Here is a 21,996-nt window from a genome sequence, read left to right on the forward strand (position 1 = left end):
AGGGTCAAATAGATATAACTAATTGATGTATTGGGCAAAAAAACATCGATTTTTTTATCAAGTTTTGTCTAAACAGCACCCGGTTGTTTAGGTTATAATCGGTTTTTATGTATAAATAACCAGTAGCTCTCATCATGATGGATCCATCTCTATTACTCGACGGTTTGAACGATAAACAACGTGAAGCCGTTGCAGCACCTCTAGAAAACTTGCTCGTTCTTGCTGGCGCAGGAAGTGGTAAGACACGCGTTCTTGTTCACCGTATCGCTTGGCTGATGTCGGTCGAGCAAGCTTCTCCGTTTTCAATCATGTCGGTAACCTTTACCAATAAGGCGGCGGCAGAGATGCGTGGACGTATCGAAGAGCTAATGATGGGCAGTGCAGGCGGTATGTGGAATGGTACTTTCCACGGCATTTGTCACCGTATTCTGCGAGCACACTATCTTGATGCGAAGCTACCGGAAGATTTCCAAATCATTGACAGTGACGACCAGCAGCGTCTGCTAAAGCGTTTGATCAAAGCGCAAAACCTCGATGAGAAGCAATGGCCTGCACGCCAAGTGGCATGGTGGATTAACGGTAAGAAAGACGAAGGTCTGCGTCCGTCGCACATTGATGCGTACCATGATCCAGTAACCAAGACATATCTGCAGTTGTACACCGCTTACCAAGAAGCGTGTGATCGTGCTGGTTTAGTCGATTTTGCGGAAATCTTGCTGCGCGCACATGAGCTACTGCGTGATAACAAGTTCGTCCGTGAACACTACCAAGCACGCTTTAAGCATATCTTGGTGGACGAGTTCCAAGATACCAACAACATTCAATATGCTTGGCTACGTATGATGGCGGGTCCTGAGTGTCACGTGATGATCGTAGGTGATGACGACCAGTCGATTTATGGTTGGCGTGGTGCAAAAGTCGAGAATATTGAGAAGTTTACGCTCGAATTCCCAAGCGTAAATACCATTCGTCTTGAGCAAAACTACCGTTCAACCAAGACCATTCTGGAAGCATCTAACACCCTGATTGCGAATAACACCGAGCGTATGGGTAAAGAGTTGTGGACGGATGGCGTGGTCGGTGAGCCTATCTCGGTTTACAGCGCTTACAACGAATTAGATGAAGCCCGTTTTGCGGTGAACAAAATCAAAGAGTGGCAAGACAAGGGCGGTGCTCTGAATGACGCTGCGATGCTTTACCGTAACAACGCCCAGTCGCGTGTTCTGGAAGAAGCGTTAATTCAAGCCGGTCTGCCTTACCGTATCTACGGCGGCATGCGATTCTTCGAACGTCAGGAAATCAAAGATGCCTTGAGCTACATGCGTCTGATTGCCAACCGTAACGATGATGCGGCGTTTGAACGTGTGGTGAATACGCCAACGCGTGGTTTGGGCGATAAGACGCTTGAAACCATCCGCTTTGCGGCTCGTGATCGTGGTTGCACCATGTGGGAAGCGAGTGTGGCAATGTTGGACGAGAAGGTGCTTGCTGGTCGCGCTGCTGGTGCTCTGAGCCGTTTTATCGAGCTTGTCACCGCGCTAGAAGACGACACCTTAGAGATGCCGCTGCATCACCAAACTGACCATGTGATTAAATACTCGGGCTTGTTCGCTATGTACGAGCAAGAGAAGGGCGAAAAGTCTAAGGCACGTATTGAGAACTTGGAGGAATTGGTGACCGCAACTCGCCAATTCGAGAAACCAGAAGAAGCCGAAGACATGTCACTGCTGACGGCATTCCTAACCCACGCAGCACTAGAAGCGGGCGAAGGACAAGCGGACGAATTTGAAGATGCGGTTCAGCTCATGACATTACACAGTGCGAAAGGTCTAGAGTTTCCATTGGTGTTTATGGTCGGTGTGGAAGAAGGCATGTTCCCAAGCCAAATGTCGGCAGAAGAAGCAGGGCGCTTAGAAGAAGAACGCCGTCTGTGTTACGTAGGCATGACCCGTGCGATGCAGAAACTGTACATCACTTATGCTGAAATGCGTCGTTTGTACGGTCAGGATAAATACCATAAACCGTCTCGCTTTATCCGTGAACTGCCAGAAACTTGTTTAGATGAAGTACGAATGAAGGCGCAAGTTAGCCGTCCTTCAAGCAGTGGTCGATTTAGCCAAACTGTTGTGAAAGAGAGCTTTAATGAAACCGGCTTTACGCTAGGTTCTCGTGTGATGCATCCAAAGTTTGGTGAAGGCACCATCATCAACTTCGAAGGCAGTGGTCCACAAAGCCGTGTACAGATTGCCTTTAACGGTGAAGGCATCAAATGGTTGGTAACTGCTTACGCACGACTAGAGAAACTGTAAGGCTTGACCAAAACTCATACCAATCGTAGTAAATAACTGGTCATTCTAGCTTGTTAAAATACTCGATAACTGCGTTGCAATTTTTGATTGTAGAATAACTACTTATCGAAAAATTGCGCCTTGTTCTCAAGCATTTTCCCTACGCTATTTCTGATCACTTATTTATTGTGATTGGTATCATCCACTTAAGAGCTGCTTCGGCGGCTCTTTTTGTTTGTGCGGTTTTGGCGTCGATAAAGCAGTAAAAAAATGGAATTCGAAAGCGCGATTTAACGGTGCAGATGAGAAAAACTTTAGGCAAAGAAAAACCCCGAGGGCTTGCGCCCATCGGGGTTATAGTCTTACTCGCAGCAATCCAGCTACTAAGAGTGCTCCATGCACCTAATCCATGATAGTGTGCTGAATCCGTCAGCTTAATCCTTACGTCGCCTTCCTAGCGGTGTCCTTAATGACCTTATCCTGGTCTGCTAACTATCCTCGTTAGCTCTCATCACTTGTTCCCTGAGCGGTGTCCCTGACATCATCCTGATGTTCAAATCCTTGCCTCGTCCAGAGGTGTCCATTTCCCGTCCTTAGTAGCAACCATCCTAGTCACTATTGATTCCGTTCAATGTCCAATTTTGCAATCCATGCCCGACTATTCATCCTGAATAACCGTTTCTTCTTCCTGAAGTTCACCAAGTCCGTGGTGTTTCCTGTTCCGTGTCAGCATCCTTCCGACAGGTTTAATATTACGTGTTTAACGATTTCCAACAACGGGCTAATCTCACATTTTTTAACTCTCTTAGCGTTCAAAAAAGATACATGAGTATTAAATTCAATGGCTTATGCTCTTTTCTGTACGGTTTTACCATTAAAAAAGAGAGGTTTGCTCAACCCTTTGTGAGAGATCTCGCACAAGGGGTCGAGCGAAAGACTCTTACTGCCCGATAGCGGCACCTTCACGTCTTGGATCCGCAGCGCCTTCAAGACCGTCTTTTGTTATTCGTATCGCATGCAGACCAGAGTTCAAATCCCGAACATCGGTTTTAAAGCCCATCTTCTCCAGAGGAGGCTGTAAGCCCTCTGCGGCGGTACCTTGCTCAATATCTAAGGTGCCAAAACGGTTCAGCAATCGTGGCTGATTAATCGCGCTTTGGATGTCCATATCCCATTGCGTGTGGGCGATAATGGCTTGTGCGACGTAACCAATAATGCGGCTGCCACCCGGTGAGCCAATTGCCATGTAAGGCTTGTCATCCTTCATCATAATGGTTGGTGCCATAGATGAACGTGGGCGTTTGCCCGGTTCTAATCGGTTTGCGATTGGCACACCATCTTGATGCGTGCGGAAAGAGAAATCGGTCAGTTCGTTATTGAGCAAGAAGCCGCGTACCATCAAGCGTGAGCCAAAGGCGTTCTCGATGGTTGTTGTCATTGAAACCACATTGCCTTGCTTATCGACGATATTGAAATGGCTGGTGGAAGGCAGCTCGATCGATTGGTCCATGCTTAAGTTCATGGCGTGCGACCAAGGAGGATTACCGGCTTCAGCCTTACTCAAGGCTTTACCGACTTGAATGAGCTCAGCACGTTGTTTGAGATAATCTTTATCAAGCAAGCCTTCGGTTGGCATTGGCACATAATCTTGGTCAGCCATGTATTTACCACGATCCGCGAACGCAAGGCGCGATGCATCGGCGATCACTTGCCATGATTTCGCGCTTTCGGCTCCCCAACCTTTAAGATCGTATTGCTCGGTGATCGCGAGAATCTGTCCAACCGTCAATGCGCCAGAGCTAGGTGGTCCCATGCCGCAGATATCATAGCTTTGGTAAGCCGCACAAACCGGTTCACGTTGCTTGATTTGGAACGCATCAAAGTCAGGTTGTGCCAATACGCCAGGATTGCCCGGTGCATTTTGTACGGTCTTGATGATGTCTGTGGCGATATCGCCTTGATAGAAAGCTTTTGCCCCTTGCTCTGCAATTGCCGTCAGAGTTTGCGCGTATTCAGGGTTCTTCAACAACGTGCCTTCGGCTTTTGGTGAGCCGTCTGGATTGAAGAAGTAAGCCTTAGTCGCAGGGAAGCGTGATAGGCGCTTAGCATCTTTCTCAATCAGACTCGCGAGGCGAGGACTGACTTCGAAACCTTGCTCAGCCAAGGTAATCACGGGTTGGATTATCTTCTTCCATTCCAACTTGCCGTATTTCTGGTGCGTGTCCCACAGCAGTTTCACTGTACCAGGAGTGGCAACGGAACGCCCACCGACAACCGCATCGTAAAATTGCAGTGGTTGTCCTTTGTCATCTAGGAAGAGTTTCGGCGTTGCGGCGAGCGGTGCGGTTTCGCGTCCATCATACGTAGTCAGTTTTTGTTTCTCACTGTCCCAATACACTAAGAAGGCGCCACCACCAATGCCTGATGATTGCGGTTCTACCAAGCCCAGCATCAGCTGCACGGCAACCATAGCATCAATAGCATTACCACCTTGGGCAATAACATCCGCACCAGCTTGGGTTGCAATTGGGTTAGCAGCGGTAACCATATAATCTTTCGCTTTGATCAATTGTTTTTGCTCGAAGCCAGTGCTGTGCTCCGGCGCAACCGCATCTGCTGCTTGGTTAGCAAAGACTGAGGTAGATAAGATTAGTGGGGAAGTAAGAAAAAGACCCGTGGTCACGAGTCGGTTGAACGTCCAATGCATGATGACTCTCCATGTTGCCAGTTTTGTGCTTTGAGCTTGGCAGTTATGGAGAGTCACGTCGAGTCAGCAATCTTAGAAATGTCGATTGTGCTACGCTTTTAAATCAGTACTTTATCCGATAAAAGTATTGATAGTTTGGTATAGAATACTGCCGCCCACTAGAGTAAATACCACGCCGCATAGACCGTCGATGTAGATACCCGCTTGTTGCAATTTACGCTGTAAGCGCTGTGTCGACAGCATCCATGCAAGGCTAGAGAACCAGAATAGCGACAAGCCAAACAGGATGACCAGTGCAATACCTTTGCCAGTAATCGACATACCTGCTGGGACTAAACTCGACATCAAACTGACAAAGAACACCAGGGCTTTTGGGTTAAGAATGTTGGTCGCAAACCCTTTAGCAAACGCTTGACGCTTATTGCTGATCACTAGGTTATTTTGCTTCTTAGGTTGATCCGTCAGTGGGTTTTGGATCATCGAGATCACGGCACGCAATGCGCCAATTCCCAAGTAGAGCAGGTAACTACCACCGAGCAGTTGTACCACGGAATACAGCACTGGGTGCTGGTGGACGACAAAACTCACACCTGTCAGGCTGAACAAAGAGTGCAGCAAAATACCGACGGACAATCCCAACGCAATGTACAAGCCAGTTTGACGACCATGACGCGTCGCATTTTGTACGACCAGCGCAAAGTCCGGACCTGGACTCATTAGGGCAATAAAGTGAATGCTGACGAGTGTCAGCAATATGGTGGATTCATTCATAACACATCTCAAATTTAACCAATGCGGCTATTGTCGTGGTAAGTCACCTGTGGCGCTTGTAAAAAACTGACAGCTTTCTCGGTAAATGAAATTAACGAGCCACTTGAGAAGGGGAAACGCCGTAGGTCTGTTTAAACGCTTTGCTGAAATGCGCTTGATCATAGAAACCGATTTGATGAGCGACGTCGGTACCACATTGACCAGCTTGCAGTAACTTCATGCCTTGTTCAAGGCGCAGGCGTGCGAACCATGCATAAGGCGTCATGCCAGTTTGCGCTTTAAAGTGGCGCTGGAACTGAGTTGGGCTCAGTTGGCACAGCTCTGAAAGTGAATCCAAACGCACCGCTTGGTCAAGGTTAGCCATTAGATAATCTTTTAACGTCCCAAGCGATTGGTTTCCTAGCGGCACCACTTTTTGTCGCTCAAGCGATCCGTAGCGATCAAAAAGTTGGTTAAATCCTTCAAAAGGAAGGCAATCTTTGGTGAGTTGGCTGAGGTTTTCACGACGAAGCAGCCCGTGTAAGTTACTAAGTTGTGAAAATATCTGCGGATCCGAGATGATCAGTTCGTTGAAGTGTATTATTTGACCGTTTTGCTTAAGATCAGCCAGATCGCTCAATAGATGAGGTTCGATCGCAAACACATTTACTTCGTAGCCACTCTCGAGCTTAGATTGCCCGTCGTGCAGCTCATCCGGCGGCATAATCACAATTTGCCCGTGACCAACTTGGTGGCTATTACCTTGGTATTGGAACTTCTGCGCACCATGCGTGATCAGGCCGAGATGAAAATCCAGATGGTAATGCCTTTGAAAAGCAAATTTCTGGTATTTCGCCTCTATTAGACTCAAGTTGTCATGGTCGGTTGCGTAGTACTGAATATGTTCCATTAAATAAAAAAGCTTGGTCACATTATGACCAAGCTTATCTGGCAATTTCTAACTTGTCTTGTAAAAAACGATCACTGTGGCTGAACGATTCGGCGTGAGCGACGGTTATTACGTAATCCATCAAAGCTAAACACGACTAGTGCTCCCCAAATAAAGACGAAAGTGATCGCTTTATCCATGGTAAAGGGTTCGCCATACATCAATACTGCAAGTAAAAACATTAAGCTTGGGCCTATATATTGGAAAAAGCCCAAAGTCGATAATTTGAGTCTTGTTGCTGCACCCGTAAAGCACAGCAGTGGCAGGGTTGTTATAACCCCAGCCGCGATCAACAAACTATTTAACGTAAGTGGATTCGTAAGCATATTTGAGGTTGGTGTATCGGCAACAAAAAGCAAATAAACAGCGGCCACTGGCAGTAGAAGTAATGTCTCGATAAACAAGCCAGTTTTTGCATCGACACTGACTTTCTTTCTTAATAAGCCATAAAAGCCGAAGCTTATTGCTAACGCCATCGCAACAACAGGTACGGAGCCAAATACAATCAGTTGAACGAGTACGCCACAACCTGCCAATACAACCGCGAACCACTGTAATTTACGCAGTCGCTCACCAAGGAAGACCATCCCGAGTAAGACGTTGATCAGTGGGTTAATGTAATAACCTAAGCTGGCGTCGAGCATATGATTCGAGTTTACCGCCCAAATGAAAATCAACCAATTACCGCCAATTAGCATGGAACTTGCGATCAGGTAAGCGATTTTCGTTTTGTCTTTCGCGATGTGGTAAGCCGAGCGCCAGTGACGGCCAAAATGGAGGAGTGCAGCAAGCAAAAAGAAAGACCATATCACTCGGTGGCTTAGAATTTCCAAAGGAGATACTTGTGCGATGGACTTAAAGTACATCGGCGCAATGCCCCACATGGTATACGCACCAATCGCTAGCAAGATACCTTGCCGCGCGCGTTGTTGTTCGTCTTCTGGTGTCATGAAGTGTCACCTAATTGTGTGTTTTATAGAGCAGAAAATCAGTATACGAGTCGTGATGCGAAACACCTAACAATTTGCGGTTTTATTCACCATGAAACCCCATTACAATGTGCCCTCACTTTGTGTGCCAGTGGTATGCATAAGCACCTCTTTTTTAAGACCCAATCTGAGACTTTTCATGACCTCGACCTTGTTAGCCGAACAATCTGATTCGCCTGTAACGCCTCAACGTGTGTTGGAGGATGTGTTTGGTTACCAAGAGTTCCGTGATGGTCAGCAGTTGGTGATTGATGCCGCGGTAGAAGGTCGCGACAGCTTAGTTATCCTGCCTACTGGTGGCGGTAAGTCGCTGTGTTATCAAATTCCTGCTTTGGTTCGCTCTGGCATTACTTTGGTGATCTCTCCACTTATCTCGCTGATGAAGGACCAAGTGGACCAGCTTAAAGCCAACGGTGTAGCGGCTGAGTGCATTAACTCGACCATGCCTCGTGAAGAGCTGCTCAGCGTGTATAACCGTATGCACACAGGTCATCTTAAGTTGGTGTACGTCTCGCCAGAGCGCGTATTGATGCGTGACTTCATTGAGCGTTTGGAAAACTTGCCGCTATCGATGATTGCTGTCGATGAAGCGCACTGTATTTCCCAATGGGGACACGATTTTCGTCCAGAATACGCCGCGCTTGGTCAGCTTAAGCAGCAGTTTTCCCATGTGCCATTTATGGCGCTGACGGCGACCGCAGATGACGCAACGCGCCGAGATATTCTTGAGCGTCTGCAACTGAATAATCCAGAGGTTTACCTAGGCAGCTTCGACCGTCCTAACATCCGCTACAACTTAGTTGAGAAGCACAAACCGGTTTCGCAAATCGTTCGTTATCTTGAAACCCAAAAGGGTAATTGCGGCATCATCTATTGTGGTAGCCGTAAGAAAGTTGAGATGGTGACAGAGAAGCTATGCAACAACCACATTCGTGCTGCTGGTTATCACGCAGGTATGGATGCCGATGAGCGCGCTTATGTTCAAGAAGCTTTCCAACGTGATGACATCCAAATTGTCGTGGCGACCGTGGCATTCGGTATGGGCATCAACAAACCAAACGTTCGGTTTGTGGTTCACTTTGATATCCCGCGTAACATTGAATCCTACTATCAGGAAACCGGTCGTGCAGGGCGTGATGGTTTACCTGCGGAAGCGATGATGTTGTATGACCCAGCGGACATCAGTTGGCTGCGCCGTATGTTGGATGAGAAAGACGATGGTCCACAGAAGCAGGTGGAAACCCACAAACTGAATGCGATGAGTGCCTTTGCTGAGGCGCAGACTTGTCGTCGTCAGGTGCTATTAAATTACTTTGGTGAGTATCGTGAGAAGCCATGTGGCAACTGCGATATTTGCTTAGATCCACCGAAACACTTTGATGCCACGGAAGAAGCGCGTAAGGCGTTATCTTGTGTCTATCGCGTTAATCAAAGCTTTGGTATGGGTTACGTGGTAGAAGTGCTACGTGGCATGCAAAACATTCGTGTACGTGAAAACGGCCACGATAAGATTTCTACCTACGCGATAGGTCGCGATCATAGCCACGATTACTGGGTGAGTATCTTCCGTCAGTTAATCCACAAAGGGCTGTTGTTTCAAAACATCACGCGTAACTCAACGCTGCAACTTACCGAAGAGGCGCGTCCGCTGCTGCGTGGCGATGTGACTCTGGAGTTAGCGGTTCCGCGTTTAGACACCGCAGCACGTGCGGCTAAATCAGATAAACTGACCAGCAAGAACTACGACAAAAAGCTGTTTGCTAAGTTACGTAAGCTGCGTAAGTCGATTGCTGATGAAGATGGTTTGCCACCATACGTGGTCTTCAGTGACGCAACTTTGATTGATATGGCGGAAATTCTGCCAACGTCTTACGGCGAAATGCTGGCAGTCAGCGGCGTTGGTCAGCGCAAACTGGAGAAGTACGCCGACCCATTCCTCGATTTGATTCAAGAACACATTACTCACCACGGATAAGGAACCAGATGCAAAAGGAATTTGGCTTAGCGGACTATATGGCACAAGAAGGGCGCTTAATCATTACTGCGCCGAGCTTTGACCTTGATAGCTTTCCTGCCTTAGGTGAGCGTTTAGTCGGACTGCTTTCTGCTACTGTGGTGGAAAAGCAATGGGATGCAGACATTCACTCTTGGCTGATTGACTTTGAAGGTTGCCGACTGTTTATGAAGGCAGAGCATTACAGCGAAGCGATTTGGTTTGAAGCGTTAGCGATTGAAGAGAGCAGGGAAGAGTTGGATTATCTTGCAGGGTTGTTCCAACGCGGCTTCTAAAAATAGAGTTTTTCTTGAAAGGGTGTTTCACATGAAACACCCTTTTTTATGCTTAAACGTTTGCGTCAAACAGACGACTTGCGGCGAAAAGTGGTTAATGTATAATCGCCCACCGCTTCGCTCAGAATGAGCCAAGCCAGTTTATTTTTCATTTTACATTGTTGGTAAGAGCCACTTTATTCAGTGACTCGATTTGGGTTCCCTCACCCCCAAACCAAACTAAAAAGGTATCGCATGAGTAACTTTACCCCTGCGCAGCAGCGCAACGCCCTTATCTATCTGGTTCTATTCCACCTAGTCATTATTGCATCTAGCAATTACCTAGTTCAGCTACCGTTTACTATTTTCGGTTTCCATACCACTTGGGGCGCATTCACTTTCCCATTTATATTCCTAGCGACTGACTTAACTGTGCGTATTTTCGGTGCTCAGTTGGCGCGTAAGATTATCTTCTTAGTGATGTTGCCTGCTTTGGCAGTGTCTTACTTCTTATCGGTGGTGTTCTTCGAAGGTCAATTCCAAGGTTTTGGTCACTTAGGGGAATTTAACTTATTCGTTGCTCGTATCGCGATTGCTAGCTTCATGGCGTACCTACTTGGTCAGATCATGGATGTGCATGTGTTCAACCGCCTACGCCAAATGAAGCAATGGTGGGTGGCACCAACGTGTTCAACGCTTTTCGGTAATGCACTTGATACCATCGCTTTCTTCGCCATTGCGTTCTACCAAAGTCCAGATCCATTCATGGCGGAGCATTGGACGGAAATCGCGCTGGTGGATTACGGCTTCAAACTGATTATTAGTCTTGGTTTGTTCGTTCCTATGTACGGCGTATTACTGAATTACCTCATCAAGAAGCTGACTGCGGTGAACCCTGACTTTAAGGTGACGACAAGCGTTCAGTCTTAATATCAGTGGGAACCCCGAAAGCCGCTTGCTCAAATCAAGCGGCTTTTTTGTGCCTGTTTACTTGGGTTTAGAGCGTTTTGTACAGCGTAGGGAGTAATTAGATCATGGGTGTCCAAAAGCTCCCTAAGCTGTACGAAGGTAAAAATGAGCAATAAAAAGGTCCCGAGTGAGACCTTTTAATCGAAGATACGGAACGTAGAGGAAGCTCGCTGGTGAAATGGCTAACAGAGCATCTTCTCAATCAAAATGGCTTTTTGCGCATCGAAGGCGCCAAGTTGCAGGCCGTTATCCCAGCTGATGCTTTGATTGAACATCGCCAACATCAAACCGACACTGCGTTGATTGGCGTCCTGCCAGCAATCAGACTCGCTGTACTCTCCATCATTTATCGCGTTGCCATTAACGAGAATGGGCTCGAAACGCCATTTTTCTCCGACACGGTAGTAGCCTTTGCTGGTTAAGGTCTGGTTGGATTGAATCGTTAGATTGTGCTCGATGCCCGGTTCACCTGTTAGTTCAAATACAAACCTTAGCTGGTGGTCGTCACATTGCAGCTCAACGATCAGTTGGCCGTTTTCCTCAACCAGTGTTGATTGAGAGTAGTCTCCGAAGCAATGCAGCAACCAAGAAATAGGGTGGCTAGCTGTCTCAAGAAACCACTCTTTGAGCGTGAAGGTGCCTGGTAGATTAACTTGGGTGACTAGATTGACCACACAAGGTTGGGTTTGCGAGGCGAGCCACTTCTCTATCGTCTTGGCGGTATTAAGCTGAGCAAAGGCGTAATTAACCAATAGGTTGGAGTTCGGTTGCTGCCAGTGAGTGATGTCGGAATTCAATCCCACCAATGGCTTTTCACAAATTAGCTTGGTTGAACCTAACTTCTTAATTATCTCTGCATGAGTATGCGCAGGTGTCGCGATTGTCACTACATCAAGTTGCTTGAGTGCGCTGATGTTCGTTTCTGCCTTTGGGATTGCTTCTTCACTGCACGCTTGCTGAAGCGGTTCTATTTGGTTGGCGCATAACGTTGTGACCGATACACCATTGTTTCGATAGTGGGGAATGTGCGTGCGTCCCCAGTTGATTCCTATGATGCCGGCTTGCTGGATTTGCTCTGGTTTGTTGAAACGTTCACTCAATGGCGGCAAGGCAATTCGTTCATCGGTTAGACGTTGGTCATGGTGATAGTCATTGCTTGGCAGCACTTGCCATGGCTTGTTGTAATGCTGTTTGAGTGCACAAACGAGTTCGTAGAAATTCCACTTATCCTTTAAGTTGCTATCAAGATGGTATAAACCGGCTTCGTTCCGCTCAATAAGCTGCAAAAAGGCGAGTGCAGTATCGTCCATATGAGAAGTCGCGGGATACCAAGCTGTGCTAGCGGTAATAACGCCGTACTCTTCATGTTGGCGGTCGAGATGCGCCAACATGTTATTGCCTTCTGCTTGGTGATGGAGCTGCCAACCAATTCGAGCAACCATCGCATCTGGATTTGCTTGCCAGATTGCATCTTCACAACGAACTTTGTATTTGCCGTAATCATCTTGGGTGTTTCTTTCTTCAAAGATGCCATAAGGCCCGTTTTTTGTGGCATCAAATACCATTGCTGTGCTGACAAAGAGGTAAGGAATATTATGGCGTTTGCAGTGCTCACCAAGCCACGCTGCCCACGCTTCACTCCCCATCGCCATATGGCACACCGCATCAATGTGGTGCTGCTGCCAAAATTGCTCACTTTGCTGTAGATCATCCGGCGGGATTTGATGGTGATTCCATTCCAATACATTCCAGCCGCGAAGTTGGAACTGATGAGCAACTATAGGGGCGAGAGTGCCAGTTAAGCCAGTCATTAAAACGGTTTTCATTATGGTGCATCTTGGTTGGCTAAATCGTGTTTATCAATAAAGCATGGCTGTTTTTCGATGTAGAGCGGAGAAGCTGAGATTTTTGCTGGGCAGCACGTTTTGTAGGGGAAATAGAAGCAAAAAAGCCCAAGCGAACGCCTGGGCTTTAGTATTGTAAGGCAGTGATATTCGCTTATTTTGCTACGATATTTAATGGCCAGCCGATGTCTGTCTGACGGTTGGATTCAATTTCCAACTCAGCCGCAGTCAGTGGGTTTTTCTCTAGCCATTGCGCATCAATGTGTAACGTTAGATTGTCGCCTTCAACCGTTAGAGTCACATTTGGCTCTAGATCAGGATTGCGACGATGGCTGAGCAGAACCGCAAGACGCAACAATCTCAATACTCGTTTTGCACTCGAGCCTGATAATGCATGCTGCTCAGGTAAAGAAGTGAGTTGTTCGCGATAGCGACGAGCCACTTCACCAATAAAGAACTTCTGCGCGCGCGTGTAACCAGGCAGATCCAAATTCTGCAGCAAGTAAGCACTATGCTCTCCGCCTTTTTTGAAATCGATAGTTAAACCAATTTCATGCAGTTTTGCGGCGGTCTCGAGTAATATCTTGCCCTGAGGCTCTGTAATCCACTCATCGCCCCCAGCTTGCTGTAAAAGCGTGTGTGCCAGAGTAGCGACTTGTTCGCCGTATTGGTGATCGAGCTGATAGCGATTTTGTACGCTAGCGATAGTGCGGGCACGAATGTCTTCTTGACGAAGCTCTTCAACCATCTCATACACTAAGCCTTCGCGTAGTGCGCCGCCAGCGAGTGTCGTAGCATCGATTTCAAGCAATTCAAAAACGGCAATCAAAATAGAGAGGCCACTAGGGAACACTAATGCCCGCTCAAGTGTTAAGCCTTCAATATCGAGCTCTTCTAAATGGTCGGCCAACATGGCTTGCTTCTGTAGACGCTTGAGTTTGGAGTGAGTGATTACTTCGTCCATGCCTTGCGCCAGCATTATCTCTTGCAATGCCTGAACAGTGCCTGATGCACCAACACACACATCCCAACCAATTTCTGTATAACGTTCTAAAATCGGCTGAATGGTCTGTTTCGCTCCTTCAATTGCCGCGTCAAAGTTACGAGCATTCAATTGGCGATCTTTAAAGAAGTTTTCAAGCCAAGTCACGCAGCCCATTTTTAAGCTGGTCAGTGCTTTGGCTTCGAAACCTTCACCGATAATCAGTTCGGTACTTGCTCCACCGATATCGACTACAAGGCGACGACCACTACCGCCAGAGGTGTGAGCGACACCTTTATAGATAGTGGCAGCTTCTTCTTCACCAGTAATCACTTCGATAGGCTGGCCTAGAATTTGGTTAGCCTTTTCTAAAAACACATCTACATTGGTCGCGGTACGTAATGTTGCTGTACCGACGATGCGAATGTTTTGTTTAGGAATGTCCTGCAAGCGTTCCGCAAATAGACTTAAGCAGTCCCATCCTCGCTGCATAGCTTCCATACTAAGAGAATTATGTTCATCTAAGCCCGCTGCTAGACGAACTTTGCGCTTAATTTTAGCCATTGTTTGAACGCTGCCATCGATGTGACGCACAACGAGCATGTGAAAACTGTTCGACCCGAGGTCGATGGCGGCATATAGCGGTGATGATCCTGCTTGACTCATAAAACGAACTCAGTTTCCTATTACGATTGTTTTGGTGCCGATTGACGCGGTTGGCGTGGACGACGTCCCTGCGGCTTACGGTTGCCAGAACCAGAGCGGGTACCGCCAGTATTCGTGCGGCGCTGTTGGTTGCGTGGTGCACGCATACGAATCGGAGCCGGTAGATCTTGAATCAGTGCCGACGAATCGTACTCTGAAACTGGGATTGTGTGCTCAATGTATTCTTCGATTGCTGGTAGGTTAACCGCGTACTCTTCACAAGCAAAACTGATCGAATGACCGCTCGCACCAGCGCGACCAGTACGGCCAATACGGTGAACATAATCTTCACAGTCGTCAGGAAGGTCGTAGTTGAAAACGTGCGTTACCTGAGGAATATGCAGGCCACGCGCTGCAACGTCAGTTGCAACTAAGATGTCGACATCACCTTTGGTGAATTGCTCAAGAATCTTCTCACGCTTCTTCTGCGGTACATCGCCAGTAAGAAGGCCTACACGATGTCCATCGGCAGCCAAATGACCCCAAACCGATTCACACTTATGCTTGGTATTGGCAAAAATGATAGCGCGATCTGGCCACTCTTCTTCAATTAGTGTTTGAAGCAGCGCCATTTTGTCTTCATTCGAAGGATAGAAAAGCTCTTCCTGGATACGGTGGCCAGTTTTTTGTTCTGGTTCGACAACGACATGCTCAGGAGTATTCATGTGTTCGAATGCCAGTTCTTGAACGCGGTAAGACAGCGTTGCTGAGAACAGCATGTTCAAACGCTCTTTTGGCTCAGGCATACGACGGAACAAGAAGCGAATGTCTTTAATAAAGCCAAGATCGAACATGCGGTCGGCTTCGTCCAGAACAACAGCTTGAATGTTGTTGAGGTTAAATACGCGCTGTTTGTAGAAATCGATGATACGGCCTGTTGTTCCGATCAGAATATCTACGCCGTCTTGCAGTTTCGCAAGTTGCTTGTCGTAGCTTTCACCACCGTAAGCTAGAGCGGTTTTTAGACCTGTGCTTTCAGTTAATGATTCTGCATCATTGTAAATCTGAATAGCGAGCTCACGTGTAGGCGCCATAATAATTGCGCGTGGCTGTGTAGGCTTACGACCTTCATGTTCCGGAGTCGTCAGAAGGTGGTTGAACGTAGCAGTAAGAAACGCGAGCGTTTTACCAGTACCCGTTTGGGCCTGGCCTGCGATGTCTTGGCCGGTGAGCAGGACCGGCAACGCCAAGGCTTGGATAGGGGTACAAAATTCGAACCCTTTTTTGTCCAATCCTTCAATAACTTGGGGCTTTAAGCCCAAATCGGCGAACTTTTGCTCTGTGATATGCGTCTTTTTCATGGCTATAGAATATCAGCTAAAGCTTGCAATACGAAAGTAAATACATTCCAATAGGGCATCTAATTACTGGTTATCATCCAACCAGTTTCGAAAAACACATTGGAGTGGAAGATGAGTGATAAGATTTTGCAGCTAACTGATGACGGTTTTGAAAACGATGTAATCAACGCTGCAGGCCCGGTTCTAGTGGATTTTTGGGCAGAATGGTGTGGTCCTTGTAAAATGATCGCTCCTATTTTGGACGAAATCGCAGACGAGTACGAAGGCAAACTCACTATCGGTAAACTAAACATCGACCATAACGCAGGTACACCACCTAAGTTTGGTATTCGCGGCATTCCAACGCTATTACTATTTAAAGATGGTAACGTAGCGGCAACGAAAGTAGGTGCTCTGTCTAAAACTCAACTAAAAGAGTTCCTAGACGCAAACTTATAATCACCAAGTGATTACAGATAAAACCGTGCAAAGTTACAATGCACGGTTTTGTTTTTCTAACTCTGGACTAGAATACTAATTAGTGCTAACTTATCGCGCGTTAATTGAACAAATTTCTCTTCTTGGTCGATCCTGAGACCAAATCCATCTTAACTAGAAAACAGATCTTATTTTGACTAAACAAGAATCCACCACCATGAACCTTACCGAACTGAAGAACAGACCTGTGTCTGACCTTGTAAAACTGGGCGAAAGCTTAGGATTAGAGAACCTAGCTCGCTTAAGAAAACAAGACATCATCTTCGCGATTTTAAAAGCGCACGCTAAAGGCGGCGAAGACATCTTTGGCGATGGGGTTCTGGAAATTCTGCAAGACGGCTTTGGTTTCCTACGCAGTGCAGATAGTTCATACCTTGCGGGTCCGGACGATATCTACGTATCACCAAGTCAGATTCGTCGCTTTAACCTACGTACTGGTGACTCTATCGCTGGCAAAATTCGTCCACCAAAAGACGGTGAACGTTACTTTGCCCTTCTAAAAGTCAATACCGTTAACGACGATAAACCAGACAACGCCCGTAACAAGATCCTATTTGAAAACCTTACCCCTCTACATGCGAATGAGCGCATGGTTATGGAGCGTGGTAACGGTTCAACAGAAGACATTACAGCACGTGTTTTAGACTTGGCATCGCCAATCGGTAAAGGTCAACGTGGTCTGATTGTTGCTCCGCCTAAAGCGGGTAAAACAATGCTTCTGCAAAACATCGCGCAAAGCATCGCGTACAACCACCCAGAGTGTGAGTTGATGGTTCTTCTTATCGACGAACGTCCAGAAGAAGTAACCGAGATGCAACGCCTAGTTAAAGGTGAAGTGGTTGCGTCGACTTTCGATGAGCCAGCATCTCGTCACGTACAAGTAGCGGAAATGGTGATCGAGAAGGCAAAACGTCTTGTTGAACATAAGAAAGACGTGGTTATCTTGCTTGACTCTATCACTCGCCTAGCTCGTGCTTACAACACCGTAGTGCCTTCATCAGGTAAAGTACTAACAGGTGGTGTGGATGCAAACGCATTACATCGTCCTAAGCGTTTCTTCGGTGCTGCACGTAACGTAGAAGAAGGCGGCAGCCTAACTATCATCGCAACGGCACTAGTAGATACTGGTTCTAAAATGGATGAAGTTATCTACGAAGAGTTCAAGGGTACAGGTAACATGGAACTGCACTTGAACCGTAAGATTGCTGAGAAGCGTGTATTCCCTGCGATTGACTTCAACCGCTCAGGTACACGTCGAGAAGAGCTACTGACGAAGACTGACGAACTACAGAAGATGTGGATTCTGCGTAAGATTGTTCACCCAATGGGCGAAATCGACGCAATGGAATTCCTAATCGACAAGCTAGCGATGACGAAGACCAACGATGAGTTCTTCGATGCGATGCGTCGTCAATAGTCTCAAATAGTCATTCTGCGAAAAGCCACCGTATATCGGTGGCTTTTTTATTGCTTTCTCCCGATAGAAGTATCAGAATGAAGGAAATGTTATCGGGAGGTTAACATGCAACAAGGAATGTTGTCGTCATTACTCCTGAGCTTGTCACTTATCACTCTACCTGCGACATTATCTGCCAAGGAAATGCATGAGTCTGTAGTAGAGCAGTGGCTTCAGGATACTCAAATACAGACTAAAGTCTCTGAACTGCTTGATTACGCTGTCAGAGATGAAGTCGACTCGCTTAAATTCGCCCTTGATAGACTTGCTTTGCCTCAACAAGAGGTGGTGCGCTTTCAATTATTGGAAAAGCTTGAAAAGCAAGATGTGATTCTCACGCCTCGAATGGCTCTGTTTGTTGAGTCCCAGATCCGTATGACCCCGACTTATCAAGTGTTAGAGCGAGGTGATGGGTATGAATTTAGTGTACCCGCTTTTAACTTTCCCGTTATTGCGAGTCGCTTGATTAAGCGTTGGAAACAAGACCAAAGTACCTTGGACTTTGTCTTACAAGCTGAACGAAGAGAGCTTAACTTAAAGCAATGGCTTACAGGGCCATCTCAACAAGCTCAAGCACGTGAAGCGCTTTTGATTCGAGAGTTAGACAGCTTATCACCCAACGCGCTTGCTGCATTAGCGGCCCAGTTAACCAAAGCAAATGTGACCAGTTGGTTACCCTCGACGGCCGTGATAGTCAGGTTGGCACAAGTTAGTCAGGATGAGGAAGTGTACAACTTACTCTGGCGGATGAAAGCCGATTACAACAGCCAGTCCGAACTTGAGCGTTTAGCTGCGGTTGGAGACGTTTTTTCCATTCAGCAATTGATGAATGCCACAGTTAACCCATCACTCAAGCCAGAAGCTATTAGTCTACTTACAAAATCTAACCCTCTATCTCCGCAAGTAAAGCAGTTTCTAGTTAGAAAAATGGCGTTATCAGAAGAAGCAACCATGGTTGCTCGAGAGCTTGCTCAACAAGGGCATCAAACCTGGTTGGAAGAGTTAGTATCTTCGAACCATCAGATAAAGACTCGGCAGATTGAACAAGTATTAAAGTAATCTTGCTCACATACCCACACAAAATAGGAGGATCTTAGCGTCCTCCTATTTGTTATACTGCGGACAGTTTAATCAGCCAGCATGAAGGCCTATGAGTTTTAAGGATTTACGCGAATTTATCGACCACCTAGAACAGAAAGGTCGACTTAAACGCATCACTCACCCTGTCGATCCCGCTTATGAAATGACAGAAATCAGCGACCGCACCTTGCGTGCTGGTGGACCTGCGCTGTTGTTTGAGAACCCAATCGGCTACGACGTACCTGTTTTGACTAACCTGTTTGGTACACCAGAGCGTGTCGCAATCGGCATGGGACGTGAAGACGTTAAAGAATTAAGAGAAGTCGGTAAGCTGCTGGCTTATTTAAAAGAACCTGAGCCACCAAAAGGCTTCAAAGACGCTTTAGAAAAACTGCCTGTGTTCAAACAAGTATTGAACATGCCGGCTAAGCGTTTACGTAAAGCACCATGCCAAGACATTGTTTGGCAAGGTGATGAAGTCGACTTGGATAAAATTCCGGTAATGAGCTGCTGGGCTGAAGATGTAGCGCCGCTGCTTACTTGGGGCTTAACCGTAACCAAAGGTCCAATTAAGAAACGTCAGAACCTAGGCATTTACCGTCAGCAGAAAATTGCCAAGAACAAAATCATCATGCGTTGGTTAGCCCATCGTGGTGGTGCGCTTGATCTGCGCGATTGGATGGAAACCAACCCAGGTAAACCTTTCCCAGTTTCGGTCGCGTTTGGTGCAGACCCAGCAACCATTCTTGGCGCAGTAACACCAGTGCCAGATACGCTATCGGAATACGCATTTGCAGGTTTGCTACGTGGAAGCAAAACGGAAGTCGTGAAGTCAGTCAGCAACGATTTGGAAGTGCCAGCGAGCGCGGAAATCGTGATGGAAGGCTATATCGACCCGAACGAGTTTGCTGATGAAGGTCCTTACGGTGACCACACTGGCTACTATAACGAAAAAGAAAAGCACCACGTATTTACTATTACGCACATTACTATGCATAAAGACCCTATTTATCACAGCACCTACACAGGTCGTCCGCCAGATGAACCAGCTGTATTGGGTGTGGCATTAAACGAAGTGTTTGTGCCTATTCTGCAAAAGCAATTCCCAGAGATTGAAGACTTCTATCTACCGCCAGAAGGTTGTTCGTACCGAATGGCCGTCGTCACCATGAAGAAGCAGTACCCAGGACATGCCAAGCGCGTAATGATGGGCGTGTGGTCTTTCTTACGTCAATTCATGTATACCAAGTTTGTTATTGTGTGCGATGAATCGGTAAACGCACGAGATTGGAATGATGTCGTTAAAGCCATGTCAGAGCATATGGACCCTGTACATGATACTTTGATGATAGATAACACGCCAATCGACTCGCTCGACTTTGCTTCACCTGTGGTTGGGCTTGGATCCAAAATGGGCTTAGATGCGACCATTAAATGGGATGCCGAGCTGGCGACGCGAACCGAGGTCACTGAGCGAGACAGCAAAGCGATTACCGAAGCAGAACTGAATGAGTTGAAACAGCAACGCCCTGAGATTGTTGACGTCTATCTTCCAGTTACAGCAAACAACCAATTTGCTGTCGTGACTATGAAGAAAGACCAAGCCGGTCAATCTCAAGCATTGATGGAATACTTGTGGGACTTCTTTGCTCAGTACACGGATAACAAATTCATTATTTTGTGCGACGATGACGTCAACGCACGAGATTGGAATGACATCATTTGGGCGGTGACAACTCGAATGGACCCAGATAGAGACACGATTCAAGTGCTTGGTAAGACTGAGAGTTCATCCAAATTAGGACTGGATGCGACCAACAAGTTCGAATCTGAAGTCACGCGCGAGTGGGGCACGCCTATCAAAAAAGATCCTAAACTTGTGGCTAAAGTCGATGAGATTTGGGACCAGTTAGGTATTCTATGAGTCATCAAGTCCACCTTCTACCAATGGACGTTACGTTCCAAGTAAAAGAAGGGGAGACGGTGTTGGAAGCTGCGCTCAACAACAATATTCGCTTCCCGCACCGTTGCCAAGTTGGCGCTTGCGCCATGTGCATGTGTAAAAAGCTAACGGGCGAGGTGAGCTATCACCTCGAACCGATGCTAACCGAAAAAGAGCAACAGCAAGGCTGGATATTCCCTTGCCAAGCCTATACAGAAAGTAATTTAGTGCTTACTTTTGACGAGTAAGCGAGAGGAACACCATGACCATCCAATGTAAAGTAAAGTCTATTCAGCCGTTAGCTTGTAATACTTACCAAATCCTTCTTCATCCAGAATCACCAGTGCCTTTTAAAGCGGGTCAGTACCTAATGGTGGTGATGGGTGAAAAAGACAAACGTCCTTTCTCTATCGCAAGCAGCCCTTGTCGTCATGAAGGTGAACTTGAACTGCACATCGGTGCGGCGGAACACAACGCTTATGCACAAGAAGTTGTCGAAGCAATGCAAGCGGCGCTTGAAACTGATGGTCAGATTGAAATTGATGCGCCACATGGCGATGCTTGGGTTCAAGAAGAAAGCGAACGCCCATTATTATTAATTGCTGGTGGTACAGGCTTCAGTTACGTTCGCTCGATTCTGGATCACTGCGTAGCGCAGAATAAAACCAATCCTATCTATTTATATTGGGGGGCGCGCGATAACTGCCAGCTTTATGCTAAAGACGAACTGGTCGAGATTGCCGACAAGTTTGCCAATGTTCACTTTGTGCCAGTAGTAGAAGAAGCTCCTGCAGACTGGCAAGGTAAAGTTGGTAACGTGCTACAAGCTGTAGCTGAAGATTTCGAAAGCTTAGAAAACTACGATATCTATATTGCAGGTCGTTTTGAAATGGCTGGCGCAGCACGTGAACAGTTCACTCAGAACAAGAAAGCGAAGAGCGAACGTATGTTCGCAGACGCGTACGCATTCATTTAAATACGGCTTTTAAGGCAGAAAAAGAGGGTTTTTTACCCTCTTTTTTGCTTTTTTGATGAAATAGTCATCGAACAGTCATTTTTTTCCATTTTTTTTCAAAAAAGGGTTGCGAACGGATCTGAGTTCCCTATAATGCGCATCCACCGACACGGCAGACGCGATAAGGCTTCAGCAGGGTCGGAGAGGTGAAAGCTTCTACGAAAAATAAAATTGAAAAAGTGTTTGACACTGTCAATTAAATCGCTAGAATGCACCTCCGCTTTGAGAGAAAAACTTCTCGCAAAGCAAGCTCTTTAACAATATAGACCTATCA

General features: G+C 46.8%; 17 protein-coding genes. 10 read left to right on the forward strand and 7 right to left on the reverse strand.

Features of this window, described 5'->3' with window-relative positions; genetic code table 11:
* Window positions 1-134: 134 nt before the first annotated feature.
* Window positions 135-2,309, forward strand: a complete 2,175-nt coding sequence (gene uvrD, locus R7E00_RS20895; protein WP_005378778.1) for a DNA helicase II — start codon at window positions 135-137, stop codon at window positions 2,307-2,309.
* Between the two features lie 919 nt (window positions 2,310-3,228).
* Here uvrD and ggt read toward each other — a convergent pair.
* The 4 genes from ggt to rarD all read right to left on the reverse strand — a co-directional run bounded on the left by ggt (window position 3,229) and on the right by rarD (window position 7,644).
* The gene (gene ggt / locus R7E00_RS20900) at window positions 3,229-4,995 is read right to left on the reverse strand and encodes a gamma-glutamyltransferase (RefSeq protein ID WP_262606414.1); all 1,767 of its coding nucleotides are present in this window, start codon (window positions 4,993-4,995) and stop codon (window positions 3,229-3,231) included.
* A gap of 111 nt (window positions 4,996-5,106) precedes the next feature.
* Window positions 5,107-5,766 carry a LysE family translocator gene (locus R7E00_RS20905; protein WP_258481777.1) on the reverse strand — a complete coding sequence of 220 codons (660 nt, stop codon included), beginning with the start codon at window positions 5,764-5,766 and terminating at the stop codon, window positions 5,107-5,109.
* A gap of 91 nt (window positions 5,767-5,857) precedes the next feature.
* Window positions 5,858-6,655 carry an AraC family transcriptional regulator gene (locus R7E00_RS20910; protein WP_005382915.1) on the reverse strand — a complete coding sequence of 266 codons (798 nt, stop codon included), beginning with the start codon at window positions 6,653-6,655 and terminating at the stop codon, window positions 5,858-5,860.
* 71 nt (window positions 6,656-6,726) lie between these two features.
* Window positions 6,727-7,644, reverse strand: a complete 918-nt coding sequence (rarD, locus tag R7E00_RS20915) for an EamA family transporter RarD (RefSeq protein WP_258481776.1) — start codon at window positions 7,642-7,644, stop codon at window positions 6,727-6,729.
* A gap of 178 nt (window positions 7,645-7,822) precedes the next feature.
* Between rarD and recQ the strand changes: the two genes are divergently transcribed.
* The 3 genes from recQ to R7E00_RS20930 all read left to right on the forward strand — a co-directional run bounded on the left by recQ (window position 7,823) and on the right by R7E00_RS20930 (window position 10,881).
* Window positions 7,823-9,658: an ATP-dependent DNA helicase RecQ gene (gene recQ, locus R7E00_RS20920; protein ID WP_005451195.1), complete on the forward strand. Its 1,836-nt coding sequence runs from the start codon at window positions 7,823-7,825 to the stop codon at window positions 9,656-9,658.
* An 8-nt stretch (window positions 9,659-9,666) separates the two neighbouring features.
* Complete coding sequence (locus R7E00_RS20925) at window positions 9,667-9,972, forward strand: DUF3630 family protein (RefSeq protein WP_005378772.1); 306 nt, start codon at window positions 9,667-9,669, stop codon at window positions 9,970-9,972.
* Between the two features lie 234 nt (window positions 9,973-10,206).
* Window positions 10,207-10,881 carry a 7-cyano-7-deazaguanine/7-aminomethyl-7-deazaguanine transporter gene (locus tag R7E00_RS20930; RefSeq protein WP_005378770.1) on the forward strand — a complete coding sequence of 225 codons (675 nt, stop codon included), beginning with the start codon at window positions 10,207-10,209 and terminating at the stop codon, window positions 10,879-10,881.
* A gap of 221 nt (window positions 10,882-11,102) precedes the next feature.
* Here R7E00_RS20930 and R7E00_RS20935 read toward each other — a convergent pair whose 3' ends face one another.
* The 3 genes from R7E00_RS20935 to rhlB form a co-directional block, all read right to left on the reverse strand.
* Window positions 11,103-12,746, reverse strand: coding sequence for a sugar nucleotide-binding protein (locus tag R7E00_RS20935; protein ID WP_025768970.1), 1,644 nt, complete (start codon window positions 12,744-12,746; stop codon window positions 11,103-11,105).
* 172 nt (window positions 12,747-12,918) lie between these two features.
* Window positions 12,919-14,412, reverse strand: coding sequence for a guanosine-5'-triphosphate,3'-diphosphate diphosphatase (gppA, locus tag R7E00_RS20940; RefSeq protein WP_262606413.1), 1,494 nt, complete (start codon window positions 14,410-14,412; stop codon window positions 12,919-12,921).
* A gap of 20 nt (window positions 14,413-14,432) precedes the next feature.
* Window positions 14,433-15,752: an ATP-dependent RNA helicase RhlB gene (gene rhlB, locus R7E00_RS20945; protein ID WP_005378764.1), complete on the reverse strand. Its 1,320-nt coding sequence runs from the start codon at window positions 15,750-15,752 to the stop codon at window positions 14,433-14,435.
* A gap of 111 nt (window positions 15,753-15,863) precedes the next feature.
* Here rhlB and trxA point away from each other — a divergent pair, with 111 nt between their 5' ends.
* The 6 genes from trxA to fre all read left to right on the forward strand — a co-directional run bounded on the left by trxA (window position 15,864) and on the right by fre (window position 21,683).
* Entirely contained in the window at window positions 15,864-16,190 is a 327-nt protein-coding gene (trxA, locus tag R7E00_RS20950) for a thioredoxin TrxA (protein WP_004745500.1), read from the forward strand.
* A 196-nt stretch (window positions 16,191-16,386) separates the two neighbouring features.
* Entirely contained in the window at window positions 16,387-17,646 is a 1,260-nt protein-coding gene (rho, locus tag R7E00_RS20955; protein ID WP_005378757.1) for a transcription termination factor Rho, read from the forward strand.
* Window positions 17,647-17,751: 105 nt separating this feature from the next.
* Entirely contained in the window at window positions 17,752-18,744 is a 993-nt protein-coding gene (locus tag R7E00_RS20960; protein ID WP_136976338.1) for a hypothetical protein, read from the forward strand.
* A 91-nt stretch (window positions 18,745-18,835) separates the two neighbouring features.
* Window positions 18,836-20,689: a 4-hydroxy-3-polyprenylbenzoate decarboxylase gene (gene ubiD, locus R7E00_RS20965; RefSeq protein WP_262606412.1), complete on the forward strand. Its 1,854-nt coding sequence runs from the start codon at window positions 18,836-18,838 to the stop codon at window positions 20,687-20,689.
* A complete protein-coding gene (locus tag R7E00_RS20970; protein ID WP_009696789.1) occupies window positions 20,686-20,955 on the forward strand; it encodes a 2Fe-2S iron-sulfur cluster-binding protein in 270 nt (89 codons plus the stop codon). Before ubiD ends, R7E00_RS20970 begins: the two co-directional genes overlap by 4 nt.
* Window positions 20,956-20,969: 14 nt before the next feature.
* Window positions 20,970-21,683, forward strand: a complete 714-nt coding sequence (fre, locus tag R7E00_RS20975) for an NAD(P)H-flavin reductase (protein WP_005382872.1) — start codon at window positions 20,970-20,972, stop codon at window positions 21,681-21,683.
* Window positions 21,684-21,996 lie beyond the last annotated feature (313 nt).

The organism is Vibrio sp. Vb1755 (assembly GCF_033338635.1).
GTDB lineage: Bacteria > Pseudomonadota > Gammaproteobacteria > Enterobacterales > Vibrionaceae > Vibrio > Vibrio alginolyticus.

Coding starts and splice junctions, on each gene's coding strand:
- uvrD (WP_005378778.1), top strand. CDS start 135: ATGATGGATCCATCTCTATTACTCGACGGTTTGAACGATAAACAACGT.
- ggt (WP_262606414.1), bottom strand. CDS start 4,995: ATGCATTGGACGTTCAACCGACTCGTGACCACGGGTCTTTTTCTTACT.
- R7E00_RS20905 (WP_258481777.1), bottom strand. CDS start 5,766: ATGAATGAATCCACCATATTGCTGACACTCGTCAGCATTCACTTTATT.
- R7E00_RS20910 (WP_005382915.1), bottom strand. CDS start 6,655: ATGGAACATATTCAGTACTACGCAACCGACCATGACAACTTGAGTCTA.
- rarD (WP_258481776.1), bottom strand. CDS start 7,644: ATGACACCAGAAGACGAACAACAACGCGCGCGGCAAGGTATCTTGCTA.
- recQ (WP_005451195.1), top strand. CDS start 7,823: ATGACCTCGACCTTGTTAGCCGAACAATCTGATTCGCCTGTAACGCCT.
- R7E00_RS20925 (WP_005378772.1), top strand. CDS start 9,667: ATGCAAAAGGAATTTGGCTTAGCGGACTATATGGCACAAGAAGGGCGC.
- R7E00_RS20930 (WP_005378770.1), top strand. CDS start 10,207: ATGAGTAACTTTACCCCTGCGCAGCAGCGCAACGCCCTTATCTATCTG.
- R7E00_RS20935 (WP_025768970.1), bottom strand. CDS start 12,746: ATGAAAACCGTTTTAATGACTGGCTTAACTGGCACTCTCGCCCCTATA.
- gppA (WP_262606413.1), bottom strand. CDS start 14,412: ATGAGTCAAGCAGGATCATCACCGCTATATGCCGCCATCGACCTCGGG.
- rhlB (WP_005378764.1), bottom strand. CDS start 15,752: ATGAAAAAGACGCATATCACAGAGCAAAAGTTCGCCGATTTGGGCTTA.
- trxA (WP_004745500.1), top strand. CDS start 15,864: ATGAGTGATAAGATTTTGCAGCTAACTGATGACGGTTTTGAAAACGAT.
- rho (WP_005378757.1), top strand. CDS start 16,387: ATGAACCTTACCGAACTGAAGAACAGACCTGTGTCTGACCTTGTAAAA.
- R7E00_RS20960 (WP_136976338.1), top strand. CDS start 17,752: ATGCAACAAGGAATGTTGTCGTCATTACTCCTGAGCTTGTCACTTATC.
- ubiD (WP_262606412.1), top strand. CDS start 18,836: ATGAGTTTTAAGGATTTACGCGAATTTATCGACCACCTAGAACAGAAA.
- R7E00_RS20970 (WP_009696789.1), top strand. CDS start 20,686: ATGAGTCATCAAGTCCACCTTCTACCAATGGACGTTACGTTCCAAGTA.
- fre (WP_005382872.1), top strand. CDS start 20,970: ATGACCATCCAATGTAAAGTAAAGTCTATTCAGCCGTTAGCTTGTAAT.